A 24889-nucleotide genomic window follows, 5' to 3' on the forward strand; every position below is an offset into this window, starting at 1 on the left:
AAGAAAAAGCCAGATGTTATTCTGGCTTTTTCTCATGACATCAACGGGCACAGCGTCGCGTTAGTTACCGCCAAACATATCTTTGATCCAACCGGCCACGCCGTCACTGTCTTTCTTCTCTTCCTGTGGCGCCTGCTGCTGTTGTTGCTGCGGCTGAGAAGATTGATCGAACGGGTTACCTGACGGTTGCTGCTGTTGCAGCATTTCACCCTGTTGGCAAAGCGCGTCAGGATCGGTTGTCCACACCGGCAATGTACGCATCCCGCCGCTGCAAACAAAGTTGCCGTCATAGTCCACGCCCATATCAACGATATCTTCCGGCGGCGTTAAGGTCAGCGGCGTCGGCGTCTGATTCGCCAGATAGCGCTGGTAAATCGACATCGCCCCGCTCGCGCCATAGAGCTTCGTCGGCTGGTTGTTATCACGGCCTACCCAGGTAATCGTCACCTGACTACCGTCAATCCCGGCAAACCAGGTGTCCACGTTGTTATTGGTGGTCCCGGTTTTGCCCGCCAGATGCAGGCCCGGATACTTCGCGCCAAGCTGGCGACCGGTACCGCGCTGGACAACTTGCTGCATCGTCCACAGCGTCATGTACGCCGCTTGCGCCGGAACGGCGCGCTCCGCCTGCGGGAAGCTTTGATACAGCACGGTGCCATCTTCCGCAATCACCGAACGCAACGCGGAGAGCGGCGCACGGTTACCGCCGCTGGCGATTGTCTGGAACGCTTGCGCCACTTCGACAGGCGTCAGGTTAAGCGCTCCCAGCAGCATGGCCGGAACCGGATGCAACTGATCTTTTGGTACGCCCAGTTTTGCCCAGGTGTCAGTCACCGCAGGCAGGCCCAGCGCCATCCCCAGATTCACCGTCGGCACGTTCATCGAACGCGTCAGGGCATCGACCAGCATTACTTTTCCGCTTTCGCTATAGCGACGGTCATCGTTCTGCGGCGACCAGACCTGGCCGTTTGGCTGACGCAGCGCAATCGGCGCATCAGCGATCCACGTATTCAGGCGATAAATCTTTGGCTGGCTCAGGGCGGTCAGATAAGTAGCCGGTTTTGCCAGAGAACCAATCGAACGGCGCGCCTGCATCGCACGGTTATAGCCCGCAAACTGCGGTTCGGCGCCGCCGACCATCGCGCGCACTTCGCCGCTGAAGCGGTCCACCACCACGATCGCGGTTTCGAGATCGCTCAGCTTACGCTGCTTTTTCAGTAGCGGAATGCCTTCCACCGCCGCTTTCTCGGCGGCATCCTGCGCCACGGAATCGAAGGTGGTGAAAATCTTCACGCCGGAGAGATCTTTCACCTTATCGCCGAGCTTCGCCTGCAGTTCCTGACGCACCATCTGCATGAATGCCGGCTGCGGCGAGATCACCCCACCACGCGGCTGCACGCCCAGCGGACGCGCGCTCAGCATATCGTACAGTTCCTGATCGATGATCTGCTGCTGTTGCAGCAGGCGCAGCACAAGGTTACGACGCTCCAGCGCCAGCGTCGGGTTACGCCATGGGTTATAAATGGACGCCCCTTTCACCATTCCGACCAGCAACGCCTGCTGATCAAGGCTTAACTCTTCCACCGGGCGGCCAAAGTAGTACAGACTCGCCAGCGGGAAGCCGCGGATTTCGTTATCGCCGCTCTGTCCGAGATACACCTCGTTCATATACAGCTCAAGGATGCGGTCTTTGCTGTAGCGGGCGTCCATCAGCAGCGCCATATAAGCTTCGTTGGCCTTACGCCAGTACGAACGCTCGCTGGTCAGGAACAGGTTTTTCACTAACTGTTGCGTCAGCGTACTTGCCCCCTGCACCGTCCGTCCGGCGGTCAGGTTCGCCAGAACCGCGCGGCCAATAGAGTACAGACTGACGCCGTCATGCTCGTAAAAGTGACGGTCTTCGGTCGCCAGCAGCGTATCCACCAGCAGATCCGGGAAGCCGCTGCGCGGCACAAACAGACGCTGCTCGCCGTTTGGCGAAGAGAGCATGGTGATCAGACGCGGATCGAGACGGAAAAACCCGAACTGGCGGTTATTATCCATGTTCACGATCGTGTCCAGATGGCCGCCATCAAAGGTCAAGCGCGCGCGCACCTGCCCCTCTTTGCTGTCCGGGAAATCAAACGGACGGCGGATCATTTCAATGCTGTTGGCCTGCACGGTAAACTCGCCGGGACGCGTCATCTTCGTCACCTGGCGATACTGCGTCGCTTCCAGCAGCCGCACCATTTCGTTCTTACTGACCGGCATTTCCGGCTCGAGATTCACCATCCGGCCATAAACGGCCGCGGGCAATTGCCAGACTTTGCCATCAATACGACTGCGGATTTTTTGATCCAGATAAACGCCGTAAATGGCGAACAGCACCAGAAAAACAATCGCTATTTTCAGCAGCAGCCACAACCAGCCGCGTTTACCACGAGGCTTACGCCCTTTGCCCTTACCTTTACGCGGCATCGGTTCTTCATCCTCATAGTCATCATCATAATCGTCGTCGTACTCATCATCTCTGAGTTGGCGACGGCTCACCTTTTGTTTCACCGGACGCGAGGGTTTCCCTTTGCGTCCAATCGGCTCGCGGTCATTCCCGGCCATGTTTTTTCTCCGCAACGTTCAGGCGCAAAGGCCCGATTTTCAGTTCTTCTGTCACCCGACAGAAGAAGAAATCTCTCAATTTATCGCTCGCTGTTTTGCCAGATAACGCTTTGCTTACCGGCTTACAGAGGACATTCGTCCCATTATGAATACTTTTTGGTACGCCGCGTGGGCGCGGTATTCGCCGGGTCGTCAGGCCAGACATGTTTGGGGTAGCGTCCTTTCATCTCTTTTTGTACCTCGCGGTACGCCCCCTGCCAGAACGCGCTTAAATCTCGCGTAATCTGTAAGGGCCGCTGGGCGGGCGATAAGAGTTCCAGTACCAACGGCACGCGCCCTTCGGCGATGGTCGGCGTATTGGCCTCGCCAAACATTTCCTGCATTCGGACCGCCAACGCGGGCGGGTTATCCTCATGATAACGAATGGCTATCCGACTTCCTGTCGGCACAGTGTAATGTGTGGGCAGCGAACTCACCAGACGTTGCTGCAGAGGATAGTCGAGCAGTCCCAGCAAAGCCTGATGAATATTCAGCGATTTCAGATTTTTTAACGAATGCACACCGGCCATATGCGGTAGCAACCAGCGCTCAAGATTCGCCAGTAGCGTCTGATCGTCCACCGCAGGCCAGTCATATTCCGGCAGCCACTTCGCCGCACACTGCAAACGCAGACGCAACTGCACCGCTTCCGGCGTCCAGTTGAGCACATCCAGCCCCCTGTCGCGGATCCCGTTCAGCATCGCCAGATGCAGCTCGTCTTCCGAGGGTTTCGCCAACGGCTGTACTTTCACCGTCAGTTGTCCGATGCGCATCCTGCGCCACGCTTTGAACGTCCCCTGCGCCTCATCCCATTCAATCGTGTCCGACTGCTGCAACAGTTCCGGACATTGCCGGACAAGCGCGTCGATGTCCAGCGGCAACGCCAGCAGGATCCGCGCGTCCGGCGACGCACTGCCCTGCAGCAAGAGCGGGGCGATCAGCCATTCATGACGTCCCAACGCATCATCGGCGTCCAGCACTGCGCCCATGCCGTTTGCCAGTTGATAACGTCCGTCCAGACCGCGCCGTCGCGCCACGCGATCGGCAAAGGCGTACGCCAGCAATGGCGCGATCCGCGAGACGTCCGCGACGCCGCTGCGGCTATTCAGGCGTTTCAACAGTTGCTGGCTGCGCTGCTGCCAGGCGGGCTGATGGCGTGAAAACGCTACGCCAAGATCGGTATTTCCCCCGCGCGGCGGCTCTTCGAGGATCGCCGCAAGCTGGGCGGCGGTCGCGGCGGCGTCGGGATCGGAAGCGCTCACCAACATAGCAGCCAGCCGCGGGTCGTTGCCCAACGCCGCCATCTTTTGCCCTCTTGCGCTCAGGCGTTCGCCATCCAACGCGCCCAGCATCTGTAACAGCCGTTTCGCCGCCTGTAAGTGTATCGCGGGCGGCAGATCCAGCCAGGTTAACTGTGCGGGATCGCTGCATCCCCATTGCAACAGCTCCATCAGCAGGCCGGAGAGATCGCTATGCAGGATTTCGGGATCCCCTTGCGCAGCGGCGCGTTCCGCCTGTTCTTTGGCGATCAGATGCAGGCAAATGCCCGGCGCCAGACGTCCGGCGCGACCGGCACGCTGGGTCATTGACGCCTGACTGACGCGCTGCGTAATCAGCCGGGTCAGCCCGGTACGCGCGTCAAATCTGGCGACACGCTCCTGGGCGCAATCGACCACCAGTCGGATGCCTTCGATGGTCAGACTGGTTTCGGCGATATTGGTCGCCAGCACCACTTTACGCATTCCCGGCGGCGCAGGCAGGATCGCCGTACGCTGGGCATTCAGCGACAGCGCGCCATACAGCGGACAGAGAAGGACATCGCTGCCGACACGCGCGCTCAGATGTTCCTGTACGCGCTGGATCTCGCCGACGCCGGGTAAAAACAACAGCAGCGAACCCGGTTCCTGGCGCAGCAGTTCGGCGGTGGCGACGGCAACGGCCTCATCAAAACGCAGTTGCGCCGCCAGGGGTTGATAGCGGCGCTCAACGGGGTAAGCGCGCCCTTCGGACACCACCACCGGCGCATCCGGCAGACGCTGCCGCAGGCGATCGTTATCCAGCGTGGCGGACATGATCAGCAGCGTCAGGTCGTCGCGCAGCCCCTGCTGCACATCAAGCAACAGCGCCAGCGCCAAATCCGCCTGCAGACTGCGCTCGTGGAATTCATCAAGGATCACCAGGCTGACGCCGCTTAGCTCCGGGTCGCGCTGTATCATTCGCGTCAGCACCCCTTCGGTGACCACCTCCAGCCGCGTGGTTGGCCCCACGCAGGATTGCGCGCGCATCCGGTATCCCACCGTTTCGCCGGGCTTTTCGTTCAACAGCTCCGCCAGCCGCTGCGCCACATTACGCGCCGCCAGACGACGTGGCTCAAGCAGGATAATCCGTCCGTCAAAGCGTTGATGGGAAAGAAACTGCAGCGGCAGCCAAGTGGATTTACCGGCGCCGGTCGGCGCGCTCAGCAGAACCTGCGGCGCAGAATCCAGTGCGGCAAGCAGTTCAGGCAGTACGGCGGCAACAGGCAATGACGTCACAAATGGCTCCAGAGGGTTAACATTCTTCGCGCTGCATTGTAGCATCGCGTTAATTCATAACCGAGTACCGAAGATGTCTGAGCCGAAACGGCTGTTCTTTGCCATTGAGCTGCCCGCCGACGCGCGCGCGCAAATTGTTCACTGGCGCGCGGCGCACTTTGCCCCCGAGGCGGGGCGACCCGTAGCGGCCGACAACCTGCACTTAACGCTGGCGTTTTTAGGCGACGTTAGCGCCGACAAAAAACAGGCGTTAGCTACGCTGGCCGGACGCATTCGCCAGCCTGCTTTCACGCTGACGCTGGACGATGCGGGGCAATGGCTGCGCTCCCGAGTGGTCTGGCTCGGAACGCGCCAGTCGCCGCGGGGTTTACTGCAACTGGCCAATATGCTGCGCGCCCAGGCCGCGCGCAGCGGCTGCTACCAAAGCCCGCAGCCGTTTCATCCGCACGTAACTTTGCTGCGCGACGCCAGTCATGCGGTCGCCATTCCCGCGCCCGGTTTTTGTTGGTCGTTTCCGGTAACTGAGTTTACGCTTTACGCCTCCTCGTTCACCCGGGGACGAACCCGATACACGCCGTTGCAGCGCTGGACGCTCAGCGAATAATTTAAGGACACGCGTGATGCAGTTTTCTCCCCCCCTCCAGCGCGCCACGCTGGTTAAGCGTTACAAACGTTTTTTAGCCGATGTGATCACACCCGACGGAACCGAACTCACGTTACACTGCCCAAATACTGGCGCAATGACCGGTTGCGCAGAACCCGGGGACACCGTCTGGTATTCGACGTCAGAAAATACTAAACGCAAATATCCGCATACCTGGGAATTAACTGAAACCCAAAATGGCGCGCTTATTTGTGTTAACACATTATGGGCGAACAGGCTGACGAAAGAGGCTCTGGAGCAAGGCAGGGTTTCAGAACTTTCAGGATACAGTACCCTGAAAAGCGAAGTAAAATACGGCGCCGAACGAAGTCGCATCGATTTTATGTTACAGGCAGATTTCCGGCCTGACTGCTATATTGAAGTGAAATCGGTAACGCTGGCGGAAAAGGATTTCGGTTTTTTTCCCGATGCCATCACTGAACGAGGTCAGAAACATCTTCGGGAATTGATGAGCGTAGCGGCTGAAGGCAAACGCGCCGTGATTTTTTTCGCCGTTCTGCATTCCGCCATTACACGGTTTTCACCTGCGCGCCATATTGACGCGAAATACGCGCAACTATTGATTGAGGCACAGCGTAAGGGGGTAGAAATTCTGGTTTATAAAGCGGAACTTTCTGCCGAGAGTATGACTCTTAAAGAGCCATTACCCATTACTTTTTAGTGATGTAAAATTTTGGTTATTTAGTATTCTGGTCGCGTGCGCAAATACGCTTTTCCTCACAGGGTTGTCAAGTGTTACGTTTAGTTAATTGCTATCCGGAAAAGCATCTGCTATTTATAGCGACCTGATTTTTCCCCCGAACATGGGGATCGATAGTGCGTGTTAAGGAGAAGCAACATGCAAGAAGGGCAAAACCGTAAAACATCGTCCCTGAGTATTCTCGCCATCGCTGGGGTGGAGCCGTACCAGGAGAAACCGGGCGAAGAGTATATGAACGAAGCCCAGCTGTCGCACTTCAGGCGTATTCTTGAAGCATGGCGTAATCAACTTAGGGATGAAGTCGATCGCACCGTTACTCATATGCAGGACGAAGCTGCCAACTTCCCTGACCCGGTAGACCGTGCCGCGCAGGAAGAAGAGTTCAGCCTTGAGCTGCGTAACCGTGACCGTGAGCGCAAACTGATCAAAAAGATCGAGAAAACGCTGAAGAAGGTTGAAGATGAAGATTTCGGCTACTGCGAATCCTGCGGTGTGGAAATCGGTATTCGTCGCCTGGAAGCGCGTCCGACAGCCGATCTCTGCATCGACTGCAAAACGCTGGCTGAAATTCGCGAAAAACAGATGGCGGGTTAATCCCCACCGTTTGATCACGTTTACACCAGGCGGGGACTTCCCCGCCTTTTCATTTGTCCGTAACGATGACTGACTCACACTATATTGGCCGCTTCGCCCCTTCCCCTTCCGGCGCACTGCATTTTGGCTCCCTGATTGCCGCGCTCGGCAGTTATTTACAGGCGCGAGCCCAAAACGGCATCTGGCGCGTACGCATCGAAGATATCGATCCTCCTCGTGAAGTTCCCGGTGCCGCTGACACCATTCTGCGCCAGCTGGAACATTACGGTCTGCACTGGGATGGCGAAATACTCTGGCAATCCCGTCGCCATGAGGCGTATCGCGAGGCGCTCGCCTGGCTGCGCGATCACGGGTTGAGCTATTACTGCACCTGCCCCCGCGCGCGCATTCAACGCATCGGCGGTATTTATGACGGCCACTGCCGCGACAAGCATAACGGGCCGGATCAGGCAGCGGTACGCATCAGGCAACGTCATCCGGTCACCCGCTTTCACGATCGCCTGCGCGGTGATATTCAGGCCGACGAACGGCTGGCGCAGGAAGATTTTATTATTCATCGCCGGGATGGGTTGTTTGCCTATAACCTGGCGGTGGTGGTGGACGACCATTTCCAGGGCGTCACGGAAATCGTGCGCGGCGCCGATCTCATCGAACCAACGGTTAGACAAATTTCGCTCTACCAGTTGTTCGGCTGGACAGTGCCCGACTATATTCATTTGCCGCTGGCGCTGAATGCGCAGGGCGCAAAACTGTCTAAACAAAATCATGCGCCTGCTTTGCCGCAGGGCGACCCGCGTCCTGTCCTCATTGACGCGCTGCGCTTCCTCGGACAGCGTATTGCGCCAGACTGGCAGGCCATGCCAGTGGAGGCGATTCTTCAGTTCGCCACAGAGAACTGGCGCCTGGCAGACGTGACGGAATCGGCATCTGTAAATCCGCCATTCTCAAACGCGTCGTGCTGAGCTATGATTAGCCGCTATTTTTGCTCGTTGTCTTTCGCATTTTCATAATCCGAAAGCCCGCGGGTAAATTGATTTGATTGATGATTGACACTACCGAGGTGCACTATTTTTACCCGAGTCGCTAATTTTTGCCGCAAGGTGCTAAGCCGCGAGGAGAGCGAGGCAGACACTGCCGTCGCCCGTCCACATATGACGGTCATCCCACGCGAGCAGCACGCTATTTCCCGCAAAGATATCAGTGAAAATGCCCTGAAGGTAATGTACAGGCTCAACAAAGCGGGATATGAAGCCTGGCTGGTTGGCGGCGGCGTCCGCGACCTGTTGCTGGGCAAAAAACCCAAAGATTTCGACGTGACCACCAACGCGACGCCGGATCAGGTACGCAAACTGTTCCGCAACTGTCGCCTGGTCGGTCGCCGATTCCGTCTGGCGCACGTGATGTTTGGTCCGGAAATTATTGAAGTCGCCACCTTCCGCGGTCACCACGAAGGCAGCGAGAGCGATCGCACGACCTCCCAACGTGGGCAAAACGGTATGCTGCTGCGCGACAATATTTTCGGCTCCATTGAAGAGGACGCCCAGCGCCGCGACTTTACCATTAACAGCCTGTATTACAGCGTCGCTGACTTTACTGTCCGTGATTACGTGGGCGGTATGAAGGATTTACAGGACGGCGTCATCCGTCTGATCGGCAATCCGGAAACCCGCTACCGTGAAGATCCGGTGCGGATGCTGCGCGCGGTGCGTTTCGCCGCCAAGCTGGACATGCGCATCAGCCCGGAAACCGCTGAGCCGATCCCGCGTCTGGCGACGCTGCTGAACGACATACCGCCAGCCCGTCTGTTTGAAGAGTCGCTGAAGCTGCTCCAGGCAGGCTACGGCTACGAGACCTATCTTAAGCTGCGCGAATACAGCCTGTTCCAGCCGCTGTTCCCGACCATTACCCGCTATTTTACCGAAAACGGCGACAGCCCAATGGAGCGCATCATCGCCCAGGTGCTGAAGAACACCGATAACCGTATTCACAACGACATGCGGGTGAACCCGGCGTTCCTGTTTGCCGCCATGTTCTGGTACCCGTTACTGGAGATGGCGCAGAAAATCGCCCAGGAAAGCGGCCTGGCCTACTACGACGCATTCGCTCTGGCAATGAATGACGTGCTGGATGAGGCCTGCCGTTCGCTGGCGATTCCAAAACGCCTGACCTCACTGACCCGTGATATCTGGCAGCTTCAGCTACGGATGTCCCGCCGTCAGGGAAAACGCGCGTGGAAGCTCATGGAACATCCGAAATTCCGTGCGGCTTACGATCTGCTGGCGCTGCGCGCCGAAGCGGAAAAAAGCGCCGAGCTGCAACGCCTGGCACAATGGTGGGGCGAATTCCAGGTCTCTGCGCCGCCAGAGCAGAAGGGCATGCTCAACGAACTGGATGAAGATCCGATGCCACGCCGCCGCAATCGTCGCCCGCGCAAACGCGCCCCGCGTCGCGAGGATACCGCGTGACCCTTGCTTATATCGCGCTTGGCAGCAATCTGGCCTCCCCCCTGGAACAGGTTAATGCTGCCATAAAATCGATTGGCGACATTCCGCAGAGCCGGATTGTCGCCGTCTCCTCTTTTTACCGCACGCCGCCCTTAGGTCCCCAGGATCAGCCGGATTACCTGAACGCGGCGGTCGCGCTGGACACTGACCTTGCGCCGGAGACTCTGCTCGATCATACCCAACGTATTGAACTGCAGCAGGGGCGCGTACGCAAAGCCGAGCGCTGGGGTCCGCGCACGTTGGATCTCGACATTATGCTGTTTGGCGATCGTGTCATTCAGACCGAGCGCCTGACTGTTCCCCATTACGATATGCACAACCGCGGCTTTATGCTTTGGCCGCTGTTTGAGATTGCGCCCGATCTGCGGTTTCCGGATGGAAAATCGTTACAACAACGCCTCGCCGAACTCGGCGAAGAAAAACCCGAACGCGGGTAAATCCCCCTCCCCTTTAGCGTTTACTGCTTTCACGCCAATCGATTGCTTAAAACAATTGCCCCCCTGAATGTGACTGTTAGAATGCCGATAAATATGACGTTCACCATCAGGAAATGTTATGAAACCAACCACTATCTCACTGTTGCAAAAGTGCAAACAGGAGAAAAAACGCTTCGCCACCATTACGGCTTACGACTACAGCTTCGCTAAGTTATTTGCCGACGAAGGCATCAACGTGATGCTGGTGGGCGACTCGCTGGGGATGACCGTTCAGGGCCATGACTCCACCCTTCCTGTTACCGTTGCGGATATCGCCTATCACACGTGCGCGGTACGGCGCGGCGCACCGAACTGCCTGCTGCTTTCTGACCTGCCGTTTATGGCGTACGCGACGCCGGAGCAGGCCTTTGAAAACGCGGCGGCGGTGATGCGCGCCGGGGCGAACATGGTCAAGATTGAAGGCGGCGCATGGCTGGCGGATACCGTAAGAATGCTCACCGAGCGTGCCGTTCCGGTCTGCGGTCACCTGGGGCTAACGCCGCAATCGGTCAATATTTTCGGCGGTTACAAGGTTCAGGGGCGCGGTGACGCCGGGCAAGCGCTGCTTGATGACGCGCTGGCGCTGGAAGCCGCGGGCGCACAGTTGTTGGTGCTCGAATGCGTGCCGGTTGAACTGGCAAAACGCATCACTGACGCGCTCACCATTCCGGTGATCGGCATTGGCGCGGGCAACGTGACTGACGGTCAGATTCTGGTGATGCATGACGCTTTCGGCATCACCGGCGGTCATATTCCGAAATTTGCCAAAAATTTCCTTACCGAAGCAGGCGACATGCGCGCCGCGGTGCGGCAGTATATTGCCGAGGTGGAGTCCGGCGTCTATCCGGGCGAAGAACACAGTTTCCATTAAGGAGTTTTGTTGTGTTGATAATTGAAACCCTGCCGCTGCTGCGCCAGCATATCCGCAGAGCCCGCCAGGAAGGAAAACGCATTGCGCTGGTTCCAACCATGGGCAACCTGCACGACGGTCATATGAAGCTGGTTGATGAAGCGAATGCCCGCGCCGATATCGTGGTAGTCAGCATCTTCGTTAATCCGATGCAGTTCGACCGCCCGGACGATCTGGTGCGTTATCCGCGCACGCTGCAGGAGGACTGTGAGAAGCTGAACAAACGTAAAGTCGATTTTGTTTTCGCGCCAGCAGCCGATCAAATCTACCCGCAGGGCACCGAAGGCCAGACGTATGTTGAGGTTCCAGGTCTTTCCACCATGCTGGAGGGCGCCAGCCGCCCGGGCCATTTCCGCGGCGTTTCCACCATCGTCAGCAAGCTGTTTAACCTCGTTCAGCCGGATATCGCCTGTTTCGGTGAAAAAGATTTTCAGCAACTGGCGCTGATCCGCAAAATGGTGGCCGATATGGGCTACGACATTGAAATCGTCGGCGTACCAATTATTCGCGCCAAAGACGGTTTAGCCCTCAGTTCACGCAATGGTTATTTGACCGCGGAGCAGCGCAAAATCGCCCCGGGTTTATACAAGGTCATGTGTGAGATTGGTGAAAAACTGCAGGCCGGCGAGCGCGAACTGGATGAAATGATCGCCCTTGCGGAAAAAGCCCTGAATGAGAAAGGTTTCCGCGCCGATGATATTCAGATCCGCGACGCCGACACCCTGCTTGCGCTGACGGAAACCAGCCAGCGGGCGGTCATTCTGGTGGCCGCGTGGCTGGGACAGGCGCGCCTGATTGACAACCAGACGGTAACATTAACCCAGTAGACAGGGGTTAAAAATCGGGCAATACTGCCTGCGAAAATTCTCAAGGCAGGGCGCGCCCTGCCGGGTTAACGACAGTACATACTCATCAATCTTCTCAGGCGTCCTGTACAGGGACAGCCTGAATGATGACGAATATTTTAAGGTAGACGTTATGATTCGCACTATGCTGCAGGGCAAACTCCACCGCGTGAAAGTGACTCAGGCGGACCTGCACTATGAAGGTTCCTGCGCCATCGATCAGGATTTCCTCGACGCCGCCGGGATCCTTGAAAATGAAGCTATCGATATCTGGAATGTATCGAATGGCAAACGCTTTTCCACCTATGCAATTGCCGCCGAGCGCGGTTCGCGCATTATCTCCGTCAACGGCGCGGCGGCGCATTGCGCCAGCGTGGGGGATATTGTGATCATCGCCAGCTTCGTCACCATGTCCGACGAAGAAGCGCGCCGCTGGCGGCCAAATGTCGCCTACTTTGAAGGCGACAATGAAATGAAACGCACCGCAAAAGCCATTCCGGTTCAGGTTGCCTGATATCTACCCCTGCGGCTGATTGCTGATCAGCCGCGACATCGTCTCCAGCGAGTCCGTTCTCAGGATGTACAGGCGCTTCAGCAATAACGGATTATCTCCCGGCTTAACCTTCCCTTTTACCGTCGTCACCGCCAGATGAAATCCGGCGTCTTTCGCGGCCTTAACCGCCGTCGCGTTATAACCGCCAAACGGATACGAAAGGTAACGCACCTGCGGCGTAAACTGCGCCAGCGCCCGGCGTGAACGTTTGAAATCAAAGAGAATATTATGGTGGCTGCGGCTTAACAGAATGGGATGACGATAGCCATCAACCCGATGCAAAAAGTGGGTATGCGACTGAAGGTCAAAAACATCACGGATGTGGTTAAGCTCGGAAACACTCATAAACTGTAGCGAACGTGGATCCCACTTCTGCGGTCGACCTTTTATGCGCGAGGTGATAATGAACGCGGTGGCCTTCATGCCGTACTGCTTCAACACCGGATACGCATAGCGGCTGACGGACTTGAGACCGTCATCAAAGGTAATGACCACCGCCTTCCCGGGCAGGTTCATTTTATTGCGCACATACCCTTCAAGCTGCGCCATCGTAAGCGTGGCGTAACCCTGGTCCCGCAGCCAGGTCATCTGGTTACTGAATGCCCGCACGCTGGTGGTTGTCGAAGTATGACGAAAGCGGGTGTTTTCTTCATCACGCAGAATGTGGTGGTAAGTGAGCACCGGCAGCCCCTTGTCCTCCTGGGCATCCAGCGCGCTTATCCAGGCCAGCCGCTCGCCAATGCGGATTTGATACCAGGTCTGGTTAAGCCGATCCTTCAGCTTACTGATGACGGGATAACGTAAGTTTTCCGCCAGCACGCCAAACGGCGCGCTGCCCACATTCGGGGCGTTGTAAACGGGCGTCGCTTTCCAGGTCACCAGGTTTTGGTTACTGAGTGGCTTATTGAGATCGCCTAAGCTGTCTTCAACCCGCTGTTTGCCCTGTACCGGCGCCAGGTGCCCTTTATCGATAAAGCCGGTTCCGAAGCCAAATGAAAATTCATAATAGTCAGCCGCCACGGGGATGACCGCAAGGATTTGCCCGGCGCGAATGTTCCCCACCGTTATCATTTTGTCGCCAATCTGCGCCCAGATCGCCGCATCTTCGGTGGTTTGCATATAACGGGCAGGCAACGCCGCGCTGACGACTGTAGAGACACACAGCAGCAGAAAGAGAAGGTATTTTTTCATGACACGAACCGGGAAAGAGACAACGCGAGGATTGTATCAATTCATCTCTGTGATCAAAATGCCCCAGCGCCTGTCCCGTCAGGCGCTAGCAGTCATACAGATCGTGCAACAGCACAAACGGTGGATTCTTTTGCTGCTGATGCCAGAGACTGGTTACCTCCGGCGCGCCACGCGACACAATATGATGGCGAAACGCCTCGCTGCTCATCGTTGCGCGGAAGGGGAGCATCTGCTCCAGCAGGGGAAAATGGATGCCGGAAATGACTTCACAACGGGGATGTTTGTGGCTCATCAGTGACGCCACCCGATACGGCGCAGCACCAGACGTATCGGTTAAAAATATGACGCCGTCGCCGGTATCCGTTTCGTGCAGCGCATCGCACAACATCCTGCTCAGCATGTTGGCGCTCAGACCGCGCCAGAAATTCACCGCCCGGCATTGCGCCAGTGGGCCATATTTCGTTTCCAGACGCTCCAGCAGTTCCTCTGCTTTATCGTCATGACAGGTAATCACCCAGCCTAACATTGTTCGCCTCCTTAGCAGGCAAGTAGTTTATCAGGGTGATAAATAGAGAATGATGACAGCGGTCAAATGTTATCCCCTCCCCGAACGGAGAGGGGAATGAGGCCATTAGCTACGCAGGCCGCGACCGCGCTGGATTAGCGTCCAGCACAGCAGATAAAACGCGACGATAAACACCACCAGCACACCGAACGTGGTCACCAGCGGCACATCGTGAATGCCGAGGAAACCGTAGCGGAAGCCGCTGATCATGTAGACGATAGGGTTCAGATGCGACAGCCCCTGCCAGAACGGCGGCAGCAGCGTCAGGGAGTAGAACACCCCGCCCAGATAGGTCAGCGGCGTCAGCACGAAGGTTGGGATCAGGCTGATATCGTCGAAGGTTTTTGCAAACACGGCGTTAAGCAGACCCGCCAGCGAAAACAGTACTGCGGTCAGCACCAGCGTCAGTGCGACAAACACCCACGAATGCACCTGAAAGGGCACGAAGAACAGCGAAATCGCCGTCACCAGAATACCCACGCATAAACCACGCGCCACGCCGCCGCCGACAAACCCGGCGATGATGACGTGGGTAGGCACCGGCGCCACCAGCAGTTCTTCGATGTTGCGCTGAAACTTGGCGCTGAAGAACGAAGAGGCAACGTTCGCGTAGGCGTTGGTAATGACCGCCATCATGATCAGGCCCGGCACGATAAACTGCATGTAGCTGAAGCCATGCATTTCGCCGATTCGCGAACCGATCAGGTTACCAAAAATAATAAAATACAGCGTCATGGTGATAACGGGCGGCACCAGCGTCTGCACCCAGATGCGCATGAAGCGATGAATTTCTTTCGCCCAGATACTTTTCAGCGCGACCCAGTAAAGCTGCATCATGCGCGATCTCCTTGTTTTTCATGAACCAGTGACACAAACAGCTCCTCAAGGCGGTTCGCTTTGTTACGCATGCTCAATACCTGAATGCCCTGCTCGCTGAGCTGGCTGAACACGCTGTTGATCCCTTGTTCGCGCAGGACTTCCACTTCCAGCGTGGAGGTATCCACCAGCCGGTATTGATAGCCGTTCAGCTTTGGCAGCGGGCTTTTCGGCGCCAGGTCGAGAATGAAGGTTTCGGATTTCAACTTCGACAACAGAGTCTTCATTGAGGTGTTTTCCACCAGCTCGCCATGCTGAATAATACCGATGTTGCGGCACAGCATTTCCGCTTCTTCCAGATAGTGGGTGGTGAGAATGATCGTGGTGCCTTTGTCGTTTAAATCCTTCAAAAAACCCCACATTGAGCGGCGAAGCTCAATATCCAGCCCGGCGGTTGGCTCATCAAGAATCAACAGTTTCGGCTCATGCATCAGGGCGCGGGCGATCATCAGGCGACGCTTCATCCCGCCGGATAACATCCGCGCGCGTTCGTTACGCTTCTCCCATAAATCGAGCTGTTTCAGATACTTTTCGCTGCGCTCGACCGCTTCTTTACGTTCGACGCCGTAGTACCCCGCCTGATTCACGACAATTTGCTGCACCGTCTCAAAAGGGTTGAAGTTAAACTCCTGCGGCACCAGTCCCAGCTGGCGTTTGGCGTTGACGATATCTTTTTCAAGATCGTAGCCAAACACGCTAACGCGCCCGGACGTTTTGTTAACAAGCGAACTGATGATGCCGATGGTGGTCGACTTTCCTGCCCCGTTTGGTCCCAGAAGCGCATAAAAATCACCCGCTTCGACCTGCAAATCGATACCGCGCAGCGCCTGAACGCCCCCCGGATACGTTTTTTTAAGTTGTTGAAGTTCCAGTGCAATGGTCATAAATTTTTACTTACCTTACGTTCTTACACTTTATATGTGGTTTAAATAATCGCGGAGTTGCCCTATATTAGCCCAACGCACTTATTTGGTTACAGGTCGTTAACCTCCATGAAAGACATAGATACACTCATCAGCAACAATGCACTATGGTCAAAAATGCTGGTGGAAGAGGATCCCGGATTTTTTGAGAAACTGGCGCAAGCGCAGAAACCGCGCTTTCTATGGATTGGATGTTCCGACAGTCGCGTTCCCGCAGAACGTTTAACCGGACTCGAGCCGGGCGAATTATTTGTTCACCGTAATGTGGCCAACCTGGTCATCCACACCGATCTCAACTGCCTCTCTGTGGTGCAGTATGCCGTCGATGTGCTGGAAGTTGAACACATTATTATCTGCGGCCACTACGGATGTGGCGGCGTGCAGGCGGCGGTTGAAAACCCGGAACTGGGTTTAATCAACAACTGGCTGCTGCACATCCGCGATATCTGGTTCAAACATAGCTCATTGCTCGGTGAAATGCCGCAGGAGCGTCGGATGGACACCTTGTGTGAGCTGAACGTAATGGAACAGGTGTACAACCTGGGCCATTCCACCATCATGCAGTCGGCGTGGAAGCGCGGTCAGAAAGTGACGATTCACGGCTGGGCGTACGGTATTCACGACGGGTTGCTGCGCGATCTGGAAGTGACGGCCACCAACCGCGAGTCGCTGGAACAGCGGTATCGTCAGGGCGTGTCTAACCTCAGTAAGAAACACATCAATCACCGCTAATTGACCATGCCGGGCGGCAACGCCATCCGGCATGTCTTCGCTTACTCGTCCAGCAGAACCACTTTACCGACATACGGCAGATGGCGATAACGCTGCGCGTAATCAATGCCGTAGCCCACCACGAACTCATCCGGAATCGAAAAACCGATAAATTCCACCGGCACGTTCACTTCACGACGGGAGGGTTTATCCAGCAGAGTGCAGATCGCCAGCGATTTCGGTTCGCGCAGCCCCAGGATCTCGCGCACTTTCGACAGCGTATTCCCGGAATCAATAATATCTTCCACAATCAGCACGTCTTTGCCGCGAATATCTTCGTCCAGGTCTTTGAGGATTTTCACGTCTCGGGTAGTAGACATGCCGCTACCGTAGCTGGAGGCGGTCATAAAATCGACTTCATGAGATACCTGCACTTCACGGCACAGGTCCGCCATAAACATGAATGACCCCCGCAGCAGACCCACCAGCACCATTTCACTGCCGCTGTCTTTATAACGTTCAGTAATCTGACGACCCAGTTCGGCAATACGCGCTTTGATCTCCGCTTCAGGGATCATGACTTCTACAGTATGTTTCATATCTCTAACCATATGATTTAAAAACAAATCACTCAATGCCTGCTCCAGATGAACCGGCATCGAAATGCAAGGCACGCAGTATACCAGTAAAAGTATTTATTCGCGGCATCTGTTGATAAAGCTCATTTTGTGATGACGATCACACATGTTAAATCCTATAATTAATTGCTATTAAAAATTTAACAAATTGAGATGGTGTCTTTTTATGGCTGAAAACAATGCACGTTCGCCACGGCTTCTCGTGACGCTAACGGCCCTCTTTGCCGCGCTCTGCGGGCTGTATTTACTGATCGGCGGCGGCTGGCTGGTCGCTATCGGCGGCTCCTGGTACTACCCGATCGCCGGTCTGGCGATGCTGGGCGTCGCCTGGCTGCTCTGGCGCAGCAAGCGCTCCGCGCTGTGGCTGTATGCCGCTCTGCTGCTCGCCACTCTGATCTGGGGCGTATGGGAAGTCGGCTTCGACTTCTGGGCGCTGACGCCGCGCAGCGACATTCTTGTCTTCTTCGGCATCTGGCTGATTTTACCTTTTGTCTGGCGTCGCCTGATAATTCCTTCCGGCGGCGCGGTCGCCGCCCTGCTGGTCGCCCTGCTGATCAGCGGCGGGATCCTGACCTGGGCGGGTTTCAACGATCCGCAGGAAATTGACGGCACGCTCAGCGCCGAGTCGACGCCAGCCGAGCCTATCTCGCCGGTGGCTGACGGTGACTGGCCTGCCTACGGGCGCAACCAGGAAGGCCAGCGCTATTCCCCGCTGAAGCAGATTAACGCCGATAACGTCCACAAGCTGAAGGAAGCGTGGGTGTTTCGTACCGGCGACCTGAAGCAGCCGGACGATCCGGGCGAACTGACTAACGAAGTCACGCCTATCAAAGTGGGTGACACGCTGTATCTGTGCACCGCCCACCAGCGACTGTTCGCGCTGGATGCGGCGACGGGGAAAGAGAAATGGCATTACGACCCGGAACTGAAACCGAACGAGTCTTTCCAGCACGTCACCTGCCGCGGCGTCTCCTACCATGAAGCGAAGGCCGACACAGCCTCTCCGGAAGTGATTGCCGACTGTCCGCGCCGCATCATCCTGCCGGTAAACGATGGACGTCTGATTGCGCTGAACGCGGAAAACGGCAAGCTGTGCGAAACCTTTGCCAACAAAGGCGTGCTGAACCTGCAAACCAATATGCCGGATCAAACGCCGGGTCTGTACGAACCGACCTCGCCGCCAATCATTACCGATAAAACGATTGTGATTGCCGGGTCGGTCACCGATAACTTCTCCACCCGCGAAACGTCCGGAGTGATCCGCGGTTTCGACGTTAACAACGGTAAACTGCTGTGGGCGTTCGATCCGGGTGCGAAAGATCCAAATGCCATTCCTTCGGATGAGCACACCTTCACCTTTAACTCACCGAACTCGTGGGCGCCTGCGGCCTATGATGCGAAGCTGGACCTGGTTTATCTGCCGATGGGCGTCTCCACGCCGGATATCTGGGGCGGCCACCGTACGCCGGAGCAGGAACGCTACGCCAGCTCCGTTCTGGCGCTGAATGCCACTACCGGTAAGCTCGCGTGGAGCTATCAGACCGTTCACCACGATCTGTGGGATATGGACCTGCCCGCTCAACCGACGCTGGCGGATATTACCGTCAACGGCCAGACCGTGCCTGTTGTCTACGCCCCGGCGAAAACCGGCAACATTTTTGTCCTTGACCGTCGTAACGGCAAGCTGGTCGTCCCGGCGCCGGAAACCCCGGTACCGCAGGGCGCCGCAAAAGGCGACTACGTCACCAAAACCCAGCCGTTCTCCGAGCTGAGCTTCCGTCCGACGAAAGATTTGACCGGTGCGGATATGTGGGGCGCCACCATGTTCGACCAGTTGGTGTGCCGCGTGATGTTCCACCAGTTGCGCTATGAAGGTATCTTCACCCCGCCATCTGAGCAGGGTACGCTGGTGTTCCCGGGTAACCTCGGGATGTTCGAATGGGGCGGTATCTCCGTCGATCCCAACCGTCAGGTGGCGATTGCCAACCCGATGGCGCTGCCGTTCGTTTCGAAGCTGATCCCGCGTGGTCCGGGTAACCCGATGGAGCAGCCGAAAGACGCCAAAGGCACCGGCACCGAGTCGGGTATTCAGCCACAGTACGGTGTGCCCTACGGCGTGACGCTGAATCCGTTCCTGTCACCGTTTGGTCTGCCGTGTAAGCAACCGGCCTGGGGGTATATCTCAGCGCTGGATCTGAAAACCAACGAAATCGTCTGGAAGAAACGCATTGGTACGCCGCAGGACAGTATGCCGTTCCCGATGCCGGTTCCGGTTCCCTTTAATATGGGAATGCCGATGCTCGGCGGACCTATCTCAACCGCCGGTAACGTGCTGTTTATTGCCGCCACTGCCGATAACTACCTGCGAGCTTATAACATGAGCAACGGGGAAAAACTGTGGCAGGGTCGTCTGCCCGCAGGGGGCCAGGCGACGCCGATGACCTATGAGGTCAACGGTAAGCAATACGTGGTGATTTCCGCCGGGGGTCACGGTTCGTTTGGTACGAAGATGGGCGACTATATTGTCGCGTATGCCCTACCGGACGGCGAGAAGTAACGCTTATGCCCGGGTAACGCCGGGCATACCGCCGGGGGCGCCATCACAGCCGCCCCCGGCATTTTTATACGGTAAATCCTAACATCATCCCCGTATCTTCATGTTCCAGCAGATGACAATGCGCCATATAAGCATGTTCTTTTGGCGCGTCGTGATCGAACTTCACTAACACTTCACTCACCCCGCCTTCAACCCGAACCGTGTCCTTCCATCCGCGGCGATGCGCCACTGGCGGCTGTCCATTTTCTGACAGAATACGGAACTGCGTACCGTGAATATGGAACGGATGCAGCATCATGTCGCCAACGCCAGAAATCACCCAACGTTCATGTTGTCCTTTGCTGGCGGCAAACATCGGTTTGTTCATGTCAAAGGCGACGCCGTTGATCATATTGGCATTGTGGAAGTCAACATGCCCGCCGTGGTTCATCTTATCCATACCGCCGTGCTGCATATGGCCCTTATGCCCCTGCATCTGGCCATGATTCATACCCGACATCGCCTGCGGACCATACTTCTTCATCAGCAATTGCATGCCCATCATGTCAAGCATCGGGTCCATAGATAGCTGCAATTTACGTACGGTCAACCCGTCAAGCGACGGCAGGGCTGGCAATGTCGCGAGCGTGTCCGGCAGCGTCCCGGAGGCGTTTACCGCCACTGGCTGAATGCGCATCACCGGGTGCGGCTTATCAAACGGCGCGACCGCCATCCCCATCTGGCTGACGGGCAGGGTCACAAGGTCGAACGGCTTACCGTCGCTCACGTCCACCAGCACCTCAAAGCGTTCGCCCATCAACATCGGCAGTTCAGCCACTTTTACCGGCTCAGGCAACAGGCCGCCATCGCTGGCAATGACATAGAATGGACGCTTATCGCTGGTCGCAAAATTAAGCGAACGGGCGTTACAACCGTTGAGCAGACGCAGACGCAGCCAGCCGCGCGGCGCAGCATGTTGTGGGTAAAGCGCCCCATTGGTCAGCAGCGTATCGCCAAACCATCCGACGGCGGCAGTCATGACGTCCAGTTGATAGTCTATCTGCCCGGCGTCGGTAAAGCGCTTGTCCTGAACAATGACCGGCACATCGTCAATGCCCCACTGTTTCGGCAACAGCAGTGTGTGGATCTCGTCGTCTTCAATCATCACCAGACCGGCCAGCCCCATCGCCACCTGACGCCCGGTTTTGCCATGCTGATGGGGATGAAACCAGCAGGTCGCCGCGCGCTGTTCGGGCGTAAAGGTCACGGTGCGTTTTCCCCCGGCGGGAATAATGCCCTGCGGGCCGCCATCCACGTCGCCGGGCACTTCCAGCCCATGCCAGTGCACCGTGGTCTCTTCCGCCAGTTGGTTATGAATATCCACCGTCACCGTTTTACCGCGCTGTAATTTCAGGGCCGGACCAAGCACGTTGCCGTTATAACCCCAGGTCGTCGCCGTCTTCCCGGCAAACGTTGACTGCCCTGCCTGAATCGTCAACGAGAGACGATGACGGGCATCGGGAGTCAGAAGATTCGGAATGGGAAGCGCAGGGCGCTCAGCGGCAAAAACAGCGCGGCTCCACAGCGGCAAAGCCGACGCCACCCCAAGCGCCACAGAATATTTTAAGAAATCACGACGTTGCATAATCACTTCCTTATTTTGCAGCAGGCGAAAACAGCCCAATCCTTGAGCATAGACCCTCCCCTTACGGGAAGGTCAAGTTTATGACATCACGCTGAACAATAATAAAAGTCGTCGCCTTGCCAACAGTGTGCTAACGTTTAGTTTCCGTGATGCCGTGGTAGAAGCAATGAAGACGTTTTTCAGAACCGTGCTGTTCAGCAGTCTGATGGCTGTTTGCGCGAACAGTTATGCGCTCAGTGAATCTGAAGCCGAAGATATGGCCGATTTAACAGCCGTTTTTGTTTTTCTGAAAAATGACTGCGGCTACCAGAATTTACCCAACGGGCAAATTCGGCGCGCGCTGGTCTTTTTTGCTCAGCAAAACCAGTGGGACCTCAGTAATTACGACTCCTTCGATATGAAATCGCTCGGCGAAGACAGCTATCGCGATCTGAGCGGTATCGGTATTCCCGTCGCTAAAAAATGCAAAGCGCTGGCGCGCGACTCGCTGAGCCTGCTCGCCTACGTCAAATAAAATCATGCTACCCTGTTGTTGACATCATGACCGTGCATCCGCGGTCATAGTTAGCTATTATGTTGCGCCCTTTTTAACGGGTGTTAACAATGGAGGTATCAACCTTTGGCCGACAAACAGCAGTGGCATGAAACGCTACACGACCAGTTTGGACAGTACTTTGCCGTCGATAACGTGCTTTATCACGAGAAGACCGAACATCAGGATCTGATCATCTTCGAAAACGCCGCCTTTGGCCGCGTCATGGCGCTGGACGGGGTGGTGCAAACTACCGAGCGCGATGAGTTCATTTATCATGAAATGATGACTCACGTTCCGCTACTGGCCCACGGCCACGCGAAACACGTGCTGATTATTGGCGGCGGCGACGGTGCGATGCTGCGTGAAGTCACCCGCCACAAAAACGTTGAAACCATCACCATGGTGGAGATCGATGCGGGCGTGGTCTCTTTCTGCCGCCAGTATCTGCCTGCGCACAACGCTGGCAGCTATGACGATCCGCGTTTTACCCTGGTGATCGACGACGGCGTTAATTTCGTCAACCAGACGCAGCAAACCTTTGATGTGATCATCTCCGATTGCACCGATCCGATCGGCCCCGGCGAGAGCCTGTTCACCTCGGCGTTCTACGAAGGCTGCAAACGCTGCCTGACCCCCGGCGGGATCTTTGTCGCCCAGAACGGCGTATGTTTCCTGCAACAGGACGAAGCTGTCGACAGTCACCGCAAGCTCCGCCATTACTTCGCCGACGTCGGGTTTTATCAGGCAGCAATTCCCACCTATTATGGCGGCATCATGACCTTCGCCTGGGCGTCCGATAACGACGCGCTACGTAGCCTGTCGACCGAAATCATCCAGGCGCGTTTTCACAGCTCAGGTCTGAAGTGCCGCTATTACAATCCGGCTATCCATACAGCAGCCTTTGCCTTACCCCAGTATCTGCTAGACGCACTGACCGCCTCGTCGTCCTAAGGAGAAGATAAGAAATTGAAAAAACTGAAACTGCATGGCTTTAACAACCTGACCAAAAGTCTGAGTTTTTGTATTTATGATATCTGCTACGCCAAAACCGCCGAAGAGCGCGACGGCTACATCGCCTATATCGATGAACTGTATAACGCCAATCGTCTGACCGAAATCCTGTCAGAAACCTGCTCCATCATTGGCGCCAATATTCTGAACATCGCCCGTCAGGACTACGAACCGCAGGGCGCCAGCGTCACCATTCTGGTGAGCGAAGAACCCGTCGATCCGCGGCTTATCGATAACACCGAGCATCCAGGTCCCCTACCGGAAGCAGTGGTCGCCCATCTCGATAAAAGTCACATCTGCGTGCATACCTACCCGGAAAGCCATCCGGAAGGCGGTTTGTGCACCTTCCGCGCGGATATCGAAGTGTCAACCTGCGGCGTGATTTCCCCGCTTAAAGCGCTAAATTACCTGATCCACCAGCTTGAGTCCGATATCGTGACCATCGACTACCGTGTTCGCGGCTTTACCCGCGACATTAACGGCATGAAGCACTTCATCGACCATGAGATCAACTCTATTCAGAACTTTATGTCTGAAGACATGAAGTCGCTGTATGACATGGTGGACGTCAATGTGTACCAGGAAAATATTTTCCATACCAAAATGCTGCTTAAAGAGTTCGATCTTAAGCACTATATGTTCCATACCCGTCCGGAAGATCTGACCGAAGCCGAGCGCAAAGACATTACCGCGGCGCTCTGGAGAGAGATGCGTGAGATTTACTACGGGCGCAATATCCCGGCGGTGTAACGTTTACCAACGTGCCGGATGGCGTCATCCGGCAAATCGGTTCTGTGTTTCGCCCGAAGTGTTTCACCCAATATGGACATGGCCGTGGTCGGCCCCGCCAGGGACGATGGGCGCTATCTGACAGTGATATGGAAGCGCAGGCGGCAAGATTAGGCCCCGGTCTGGCCTACGTCCCCAAGGAGTGAGTTCGTGAAGATTTAGCCCACGGCAGGCTCATCCGGACGCTACAGAACCACAGTTTGGGCCTGGAAGGGGCGTTTTTGTATTATCCGCGTCGCAACGTGTCGCCCGCCCTGAGAGCGGTGATCGCTCCCTTTAAATTTCAGGTTGTACCAGCGTAAGAGCCACGGAGTGGGCTTTCAGCTCAGCCTGGACAGGGAAGGGCAGATTTACATCGGTCACCACATCGGTAAAACGGCTCAGCGGCGCTACGTTGAACAGCGAATGCGCGCCATATTTGCTGCTGTCGGCCAGCAGAACCTTGCGTTGGGCGTTAGCGATAATCTCCTGCTTCAGCCCTGCTTTGTCTTCCGTCGGCGTCGTGACGCCCTTTTCCATACTCCAGGTGTTACAGCTCATGAAGGCGATATCGGGATAGACGCTACGCAACATTTTGCGACCAAACTCGCCGATGCAGGACTGACTGCTGTCATCAATGCGGCCACCTACAATGGTGACTTCAATCTGGCGAAACTCGGACAAAAACAGGGCGATATGCAGATCGACGGTGATCACCCTGAGCGGCAGATGAGTCAGGCATTTTGCCAACTCCAGCATGGTGGTGCCGGCGTCCAACACCACTGCGTCGCCCGCCTGTACCATTGAGGCGGCAAAACGCGCGATCGCCCGCTTTTCAGCAGGCGATCGTAATTGCTTTTCATTGGTTGTGGGTTGCGCCGGTTCAAAGCGTCGCAGAGCAACACCGCCGTGGCTGCGGCTGATCACGCCCTGTTCATCCAGCTTGATCAGATCGCGTCGGATCGTCGCGGGCGATGCTTCTACCGCATCTACCAGCTGTTCCACGGTCACCAGCGTATGATTTTTCAAATACGCCACAATCTTATCCAGACGGTGTTGTCCTTTCATAACAGGAA

At 56.2% G+C, this 24889-nt stretch carries 23 protein-coding genes and 1 pseudogene; 15 read left to right on the top strand and 9 right to left on the bottom strand.

Annotation, left to right across the window (positions count from 1 at the left end; translation table 11 throughout):
• Nucleotides 1-60: 60 nt before the first annotated feature.
• Both mrcB and hrpB read right to left on the bottom strand, forming a co-directional pair.
• Complete coding sequence (gene mrcB / locus HVX72_RS17055; protein ID WP_181821949.1) at nucleotides 61-2595, bottom strand: bifunctional glycosyl transferase/transpeptidase; 2535 nt, start codon at nucleotides 2593-2595, stop codon at nucleotides 61-63.
• A 143-nt stretch (nucleotides 2596-2738) separates the two neighbouring features.
• A complete protein-coding gene (gene hrpB, locus HVX72_RS17060; protein WP_181821950.1) occupies nucleotides 2739-5168 on the bottom strand; it encodes an ATP-dependent helicase HrpB in 2430 nt (809 codons plus the stop codon).
• Nucleotides 5169-5241: 73 nt separating this feature from the next.
• On the opposite strand from hrpB, the gene thpR reads away from it, so the two are divergent.
• From thpR to panD, 9 genes are all read left to right on the top strand, one after another.
• Nucleotides 5242-5772 carry an RNA 2',3'-cyclic phosphodiesterase gene (gene thpR, locus HVX72_RS17065; RefSeq protein WP_181821951.1) on the top strand — a complete coding sequence of 177 codons (531 nt, stop codon included), beginning with the start codon at nucleotides 5242-5244 and terminating at the stop codon, nucleotides 5770-5772.
• 16 nt (nucleotides 5773-5788) lie between these two features.
• Nucleotides 5789-6493, top strand: coding sequence for a DNA/RNA nuclease SfsA (sfsA, locus tag HVX72_RS17070; RefSeq protein ID WP_181821952.1), 705 nt, complete (start codon nucleotides 5789-5791; stop codon nucleotides 6491-6493).
• Nucleotides 6494-6670: 177 nt separating this feature from the next.
• The gene (gene dksA, locus HVX72_RS17075) at nucleotides 6671-7126 is read left to right on the top strand and encodes an RNA polymerase-binding protein DksA (protein WP_003829221.1); all 456 of its coding nucleotides are present in this window, start codon (nucleotides 6671-6673) and stop codon (nucleotides 7124-7126) included.
• Nucleotides 7127-7191: 65 nt separating this feature from the next.
• Nucleotides 7192-8088: a tRNA glutamyl-Q(34) synthetase GluQRS gene (gene gluQRS, locus HVX72_RS17080; RefSeq protein ID WP_181821953.1), complete on the top strand. Its 897-nt coding sequence runs from the start codon at nucleotides 7192-7194 to the stop codon at nucleotides 8086-8088.
• 105 nt (nucleotides 8089-8193) lie between these two features.
• Complete coding sequence (gene pcnB, locus HVX72_RS17085) at nucleotides 8194-9591, top strand: polynucleotide adenylyltransferase PcnB (RefSeq protein ID WP_206255421.1); 1398 nt, start codon at nucleotides 8194-8196, stop codon at nucleotides 9589-9591.
• Entirely contained in the window at nucleotides 9588-10067 is a 480-nt protein-coding gene (folK, locus tag HVX72_RS17090; RefSeq protein WP_060570018.1) for a 2-amino-4-hydroxy-6-hydroxymethyldihydropteridine diphosphokinase, read from the top strand. The genes pcnB and folK overlap by 4 nt, the downstream gene beginning before the upstream one ends.
• A 118-nt stretch (nucleotides 10068-10185) precedes the next feature.
• The gene (gene panB, locus HVX72_RS17095) at nucleotides 10186-10977 is read left to right on the top strand and encodes a 3-methyl-2-oxobutanoate hydroxymethyltransferase (protein WP_181821955.1); all 792 of its coding nucleotides are present in this window, start codon (nucleotides 10186-10188) and stop codon (nucleotides 10975-10977) included.
• An 11-nt stretch (nucleotides 10978-10988) separates the two neighbouring features.
• The gene (gene panC, locus HVX72_RS17100) at nucleotides 10989-11843 is read left to right on the top strand and encodes a pantoate--beta-alanine ligase (RefSeq protein ID WP_181821956.1); all 855 of its coding nucleotides are present in this window, start codon (nucleotides 10989-10991) and stop codon (nucleotides 11841-11843) included.
• Nucleotides 11844-11994: 151 nt separating this feature from the next.
• The gene (gene panD, locus HVX72_RS17105; protein ID WP_042289947.1) at nucleotides 11995-12375 is read left to right on the top strand and encodes an aspartate 1-decarboxylase; all 381 of its coding nucleotides are present in this window, start codon (nucleotides 11995-11997) and stop codon (nucleotides 12373-12375) included.
• Nucleotides 12376-12378: 3 nt separating this feature from the next.
• Here the strand turns inward: panD and HVX72_RS17110 are convergent, their stop codons facing one another.
• The 4 genes from HVX72_RS17110 to HVX72_RS17125 form a co-directional block, all read right to left on the bottom strand.
• Nucleotides 12379-13605, bottom strand: a complete 1227-nt coding sequence (locus HVX72_RS17110; protein WP_181821957.1) for a polysaccharide deacetylase family protein — start codon at nucleotides 13603-13605, stop codon at nucleotides 12379-12381.
• A gap of 85 nt (nucleotides 13606-13690) precedes the next feature.
• Nucleotides 13691-14131, bottom strand: a complete 441-nt coding sequence (locus HVX72_RS17115; protein WP_042289954.1) for a PTS sugar transporter subunit IIA — start codon at nucleotides 14129-14131, stop codon at nucleotides 13691-13693.
• 105 nt (nucleotides 14132-14236) lie between these two features.
• A complete protein-coding gene (locus HVX72_RS17120) occupies nucleotides 14237-15007 on the bottom strand; it encodes an ABC transporter permease (RefSeq protein ID WP_042289957.1) in 771 nt (256 codons plus the stop codon).
• Entirely contained in the window at nucleotides 15004-15930 is a 927-nt protein-coding gene (locus HVX72_RS17125) for an ABC transporter ATP-binding protein (protein ID WP_181821958.1), read from the bottom strand. The genes HVX72_RS17120 and HVX72_RS17125 overlap by 4 nt, the downstream gene beginning before the upstream one ends.
• 108 nt (nucleotides 15931-16038) lie before the next feature.
• Here HVX72_RS17125 and can point away from each other — a divergent pair, with 108 nt between their 5' ends.
• Nucleotides 16039-16701, top strand: a complete 663-nt coding sequence (can, locus tag HVX72_RS17130) for a carbonate dehydratase (protein WP_042289961.1) — start codon at nucleotides 16039-16041, stop codon at nucleotides 16699-16701.
• Nucleotides 16702-16742: 41 nt separating this feature from the next.
• Here the strand turns inward: can and hpt are convergent, their stop codons facing one another.
• Nucleotides 16743-17279, bottom strand: a complete 537-nt coding sequence (gene hpt / locus HVX72_RS17135; protein ID WP_042289964.1) for a hypoxanthine phosphoribosyltransferase — start codon at nucleotides 17277-17279, stop codon at nucleotides 16743-16745.
• 205 nt (nucleotides 17280-17484) lie between these two features.
• Between hpt and HVX72_RS17140 the strand changes: the two genes are divergently transcribed.
• Nucleotides 17485-19875, top strand: a complete 2391-nt coding sequence (locus tag HVX72_RS17140; protein ID WP_042289966.1) for a pyrroloquinoline quinone-dependent dehydrogenase — start codon at nucleotides 17485-17487, stop codon at nucleotides 19873-19875.
• 64 nt (nucleotides 19876-19939) lie between these two features.
• Here the strand turns inward: HVX72_RS17140 and cueO are convergent, their stop codons facing one another.
• Complete coding sequence (gene cueO / locus HVX72_RS17145) at nucleotides 19940-21499, bottom strand: multicopper oxidase CueO (RefSeq protein ID WP_181821959.1); 1560 nt, start codon at nucleotides 21497-21499, stop codon at nucleotides 19940-19942.
• A 166-nt stretch (nucleotides 21500-21665) separates the two neighbouring features.
• Between cueO and HVX72_RS17150 the strand changes: the two genes are divergently transcribed.
• The 4 genes and pseudogenes from HVX72_RS17150 to HVX72_RS22250 all read left to right on the top strand — a co-directional run.
• Nucleotides 21666-22013, top strand: coding sequence for a YacC family pilotin-like protein (locus HVX72_RS17150; RefSeq protein WP_042289971.1), 348 nt, complete (start codon nucleotides 21666-21668; stop codon nucleotides 22011-22013).
• A gap of 105 nt (nucleotides 22014-22118) precedes the next feature.
• Nucleotides 22119-22985: a polyamine aminopropyltransferase gene (gene speE, locus HVX72_RS17155; protein ID WP_181821960.1), complete on the top strand. Its 867-nt coding sequence runs from the start codon at nucleotides 22119-22121 to the stop codon at nucleotides 22983-22985.
• Nucleotides 22986-23000: 15 nt separating this feature from the next.
• The gene (speD, locus tag HVX72_RS17160; protein WP_181821961.1) at nucleotides 23001-23795 is read left to right on the top strand and encodes an adenosylmethionine decarboxylase; all 795 of its coding nucleotides are present in this window, start codon (nucleotides 23001-23003) and stop codon (nucleotides 23793-23795) included.
• A gap of 89 nt (nucleotides 23796-23884) precedes the next feature.
• Nucleotides 23885-24136 (top strand): annotated as a pseudogene (locus HVX72_RS22250) (LysR substrate-binding domain-containing protein); the annotation flags it as partial.
• Here HVX72_RS22250 and HVX72_RS17165 read toward each other — a convergent pair.
• On the bottom strand, nucleotides 24111-24881 hold the full coding sequence (locus HVX72_RS17165) for a DeoR/GlpR family DNA-binding transcription regulator (protein WP_060570714.1): 771 nt from the start codon (nucleotides 24879-24881) through the stop codon (nucleotides 24111-24113). The pseudogene HVX72_RS22250 and the gene HVX72_RS17165 overlap by 26 nt on opposite strands.
• Nucleotides 24882-24889 lie beyond the last annotated feature (8 nt).

Origin of the sequence: Citrobacter sp. RHB21-C05 (genome assembly GCF_013889015.1) — a bacterium.
GTDB lineage: Bacteria > Pseudomonadota > Gammaproteobacteria > Enterobacterales > Enterobacteriaceae > Citrobacter_A > Citrobacter_A sedlakii.

What these genes read in the sequence shown, in the direction of transcription:
- mrcB (WP_181821949.1), bottom strand. Translation starts at nt 2,595, where the DNA reads ATGGCCGGGAATGACCGCGAGCCGATTGGACGCAAAGGGAAACCCTCG.
- thpR (WP_181821951.1), top strand. Translation starts at nt 5,242, where the DNA reads ATGTCTGAGCCGAAACGGCTGTTCTTTGCCATTGAGCTGCCCGCCGAC.
- sfsA (WP_181821952.1), top strand. Translation starts at nt 5,789, where the DNA reads ATGCAGTTTTCTCCCCCCCTCCAGCGCGCCACGCTGGTTAAGCGTTAC.
- dksA (WP_003829221.1), top strand. Translation starts at nt 6,671, where the DNA reads ATGCAAGAAGGGCAAAACCGTAAAACATCGTCCCTGAGTATTCTCGCC.
- gluQRS (WP_181821953.1), top strand. Translation starts at nt 7,192, where the DNA reads ATGACTGACTCACACTATATTGGCCGCTTCGCCCCTTCCCCTTCCGGC.
- panB (WP_181821955.1), top strand. Translation starts at nt 10,186, where the DNA reads ATGAAACCAACCACTATCTCACTGTTGCAAAAGTGCAAACAGGAGAAA.
- panD (WP_042289947.1), top strand. Translation starts at nt 11,995, where the DNA reads ATGATTCGCACTATGCTGCAGGGCAAACTCCACCGCGTGAAAGTGACT.
- HVX72_RS17110 (WP_181821957.1), bottom strand. Translation starts at nt 13,605, where the DNA reads ATGAAAAAATACCTTCTCTTTCTGCTGCTGTGTGTCTCTACAGTCGTC.
- HVX72_RS17115 (WP_042289954.1), bottom strand. Translation starts at nt 14,131, where the DNA reads ATGTTAGGCTGGGTGATTACCTGTCATGACGATAAAGCAGAGGAACTG.
- HVX72_RS17120 (WP_042289957.1), bottom strand. Translation starts at nt 15,007, where the DNA reads ATGATGCAGCTTTACTGGGTCGCGCTGAAAAGTATCTGGGCGAAAGAA.
- HVX72_RS17125 (WP_181821958.1), bottom strand. Translation starts at nt 15,930, where the DNA reads ATGACCATTGCACTGGAACTTCAACAACTTAAAAAAACGTATCCGGGG.
- can (WP_042289961.1), top strand. Translation starts at nt 16,039, where the DNA reads ATGAAAGACATAGATACACTCATCAGCAACAATGCACTATGGTCAAAA.
- hpt (WP_042289964.1), bottom strand. Translation starts at nt 17,279, where the DNA reads ATGAAACATACTGTAGAAGTCATGATCCCTGAAGCGGAGATCAAAGCG.
- HVX72_RS17140 (WP_042289966.1), top strand. Translation starts at nt 17,485, where the DNA reads ATGGCTGAAAACAATGCACGTTCGCCACGGCTTCTCGTGACGCTAACG.
- cueO (WP_181821959.1), bottom strand. Translation starts at nt 21,499, where the DNA reads ATGCAACGTCGTGATTTCTTAAAATATTCTGTGGCGCTTGGGGTGGCG.
- HVX72_RS17150 (WP_042289971.1), top strand. Translation starts at nt 21,666, where the DNA reads ATGAAGACGTTTTTCAGAACCGTGCTGTTCAGCAGTCTGATGGCTGTT.
- HVX72_RS17165 (WP_060570714.1), bottom strand. Translation starts at nt 24,881, where the DNA reads ATGAAAGGACAACACCGTCTGGATAAGATTGTGGCGTATTTGAAAAAT.